This window comes from Terriglobus sp. YAF25, from assembly GCF_052113305.1.
Classification (GTDB): domain Bacteria; phylum Acidobacteriota; class Terriglobia; order Terriglobales; family Acidobacteriaceae; genus Terriglobus.
Genome location: NZ_JBFRCY010000744.1, coordinates 1 through 2,201 on the forward strand (window position 1 = coordinate 1; position 2,201 = coordinate 2,201).

Here is a 2,201-nt window from a genome sequence, read left to right on the forward strand (position 1 = left end):
CAGTATCCAGTATCCCCGTAAGCACCGCAACACCCAAGGTGAAGAGCAGAACGCGCAGATCCAAAGCCAGCGCCGTGCCGTTTTCACCCACCCTGGGAAGACCGCCAGCATTCACGTTAAGCAACAGGCGAACACTGCCATAGCCGAGAAGCAGGCCAAGCAGGCCGCCGGACAACGACAGAAGAAGGCTCTCAGCCAGAAGCTGACGGATTATATGCCAGCGGCCCGCGCCAAGAGCCGCCCGTGTCGCAAATTCGCGTTGCCGGCCCGAGGCTTTGGCCAGCAGGATATTTGCCACATTCGCGCATGCAATCAGCAATACCAACCCAACCGCAGTAAGCAAAACCAGAAGCGGCGTGCGTGTATCGCCGATCATCGCCTCTTTCAGCGAGACAACTCCATAATGATTTTGCGGACGAATGGCAGTAGGCATCACGCGACGAAACTGATCGGAGGCGAGCTTGAGTTGCGCATTCGCCCGCTCAAGGGTTACGCCAGGCCGCAGACGTGCCGCCACTCTGAAATAGCGCGCCAGATCTACCGTATTAAGGTCGAACTGATACGGGATCCACAGGTCCGCCGGATTGTCGCTAACGAAGCTCGGTCCGATGATTCCCACCACAAGATAAGGAGTGTTATCGATCGGTATCGTTCGGCCGACGAGACTCGTATCACCGCCGAAGCGCTGTTTCCACAGGCCATAGCTGAGCACCACAACATTGCCGCCATGCGGACTGTCTTCCTCCTCCGTGAAGGTGCGGCCCGCGATCACCGGCGCGCCAAACAGCGTGAAGTAATCATGGGTGACATGGACTCCCTGCACCTGGATCGGATGATCTCCGCCGGTGAGATTCAGCCCGGCGCCGCCCGCATCATAGCCCGCCACATCGCGAAGCACTCCGGTCTGCTGACGCCAGAGGTTGAATTCAGGAACACTGGCTCCATCGAGCGTGCGTTGCGGAGTAAAGACAACCAGCCTCATCAGAGACTGCGGATCGGGATACGGCAGCGGCTGTAGCAGAACTGTATTCACGACCGAGAAGACCGCCGTGTTCACACCGATCCCAAGTGCGATCACAAGCAGAGCCACGATGGTGAGCCCTTTCGTCTTCCTGAGCGAGCGCCAGGCATCGCGGAGATCACGCAAGATACCGTCTGTCGTTGGCAGGGAACGATAGATCCACACACGTTCCCGTACTGTGCGCGGATTACCGAATCTCAGCCGGGCCTGCCGTCGCGCTTCAGCCTCCGGGAGACCGCGTGCGAGGTTGGTCTCTACTTCGTGTTCCAGATGCGAGTGGATCTCATCTGCCAGATCCCGGTCCTTGCTTTCGCGATTGAGGTAGCGCTGGAAACCCATACTCTTCCCTCCTAGCCGTTCGCTTCTCCAAGAATGAGGCCGATCGCGCGCGTCATCCTTCGCCAGCGGCCGGTTGCCGCCGCCAGCTCCTTACGGCCCTTCGCCGTCAGCCGGTAGAACTTCGCTTTTCGGTTGCTATCGCTCACACCCCACTCGGAAGAGACCAGTCCCCGATCCTCCAACCGGTGAAGTGCTGGATAGAGTGAGCCCTGCTCCACTTCAAGAGCGTTCTCCGACGTGCTCTCAATCGAGCGCGCAATGGTGTGCCCATGGGCGGGACCAAGGATCAGCGTGCGCAAGATAAGCAGGTCGAGCGTTCCCTGAAGAATCTCGCCCGCATCCGGTGTTTTATTCTTCGCCATGGCTCTCCACTCGAATGACTATGGGAGACCATAGTACTCCACTCGAATGTCTATGGGAAAAGAATTATTCTTCTTCCTGATGGTTCGTGCTGGGAGCATGCAAGACGCCGAAGCATCACCTGCCACGCAGGGCCAGGTCTTCGGCACATTGAATGATGAAGGGCTGAAGGCCCGCTCTATAGATTTCAGTAGAGGCAGGAGGACTCACCGCGAATTCCCTCAACTGGATTACTATGCTCAGGGGGCACCGAAACCGATACTGCTGCAAGGAGAACCGCATTGACACAGGAGAACTCGGCTATCGTTCGTCGCTTTGCAGAGGAAGTGATCACCCAGGGTCAGACCGAGCGAACCGTGGAGTTCGTCTGGGAGGATGTCGTTGAGCAAGTTCCTCTCCCTGGTCAAGGTCCGGGTCTGGAGGGTGTGAAGGACATTATCCGAGCCTTCCGCACCGGCTTCCCCGATCTCGTCTTCTCCGT

Annotated in this window: 3 protein-coding genes; 1 reads left to right on the forward strand and 2 read right to left on the reverse strand. The window is 58.2% G+C overall.

Annotation, left to right across the window (positions count from 1 at the left end; translation table 11 throughout):
- A partial coding sequence (locus AB4043_RS23205; RefSeq protein ID WP_442308228.1) for an ABC transporter permease occupies nucleotides 1-1,360 on the reverse strand: 1,360 nt, incomplete at its 3' end.
- 11 nt (nucleotides 1,361-1,371) lie between these two features.
- Nucleotides 1,372-1,722 (reverse strand): PadR family transcriptional regulator, encoded by a 351-nt coding sequence (locus AB4043_RS23210; RefSeq protein ID WP_442303410.1) that lies wholly within the window; start codon nucleotides 1,720-1,722, stop codon nucleotides 1,372-1,374.
- Between the two features lie 279 nt (nucleotides 1,723-2,001).
- On the opposite strand from AB4043_RS23210, the gene AB4043_RS23215 reads away from it, so the two are divergent.
- On the forward strand, nucleotides 2,002-2,201 hold a 200-nt coding region (locus AB4043_RS23215; RefSeq protein ID WP_442308229.1), incomplete at its 3' end, for an ester cyclase.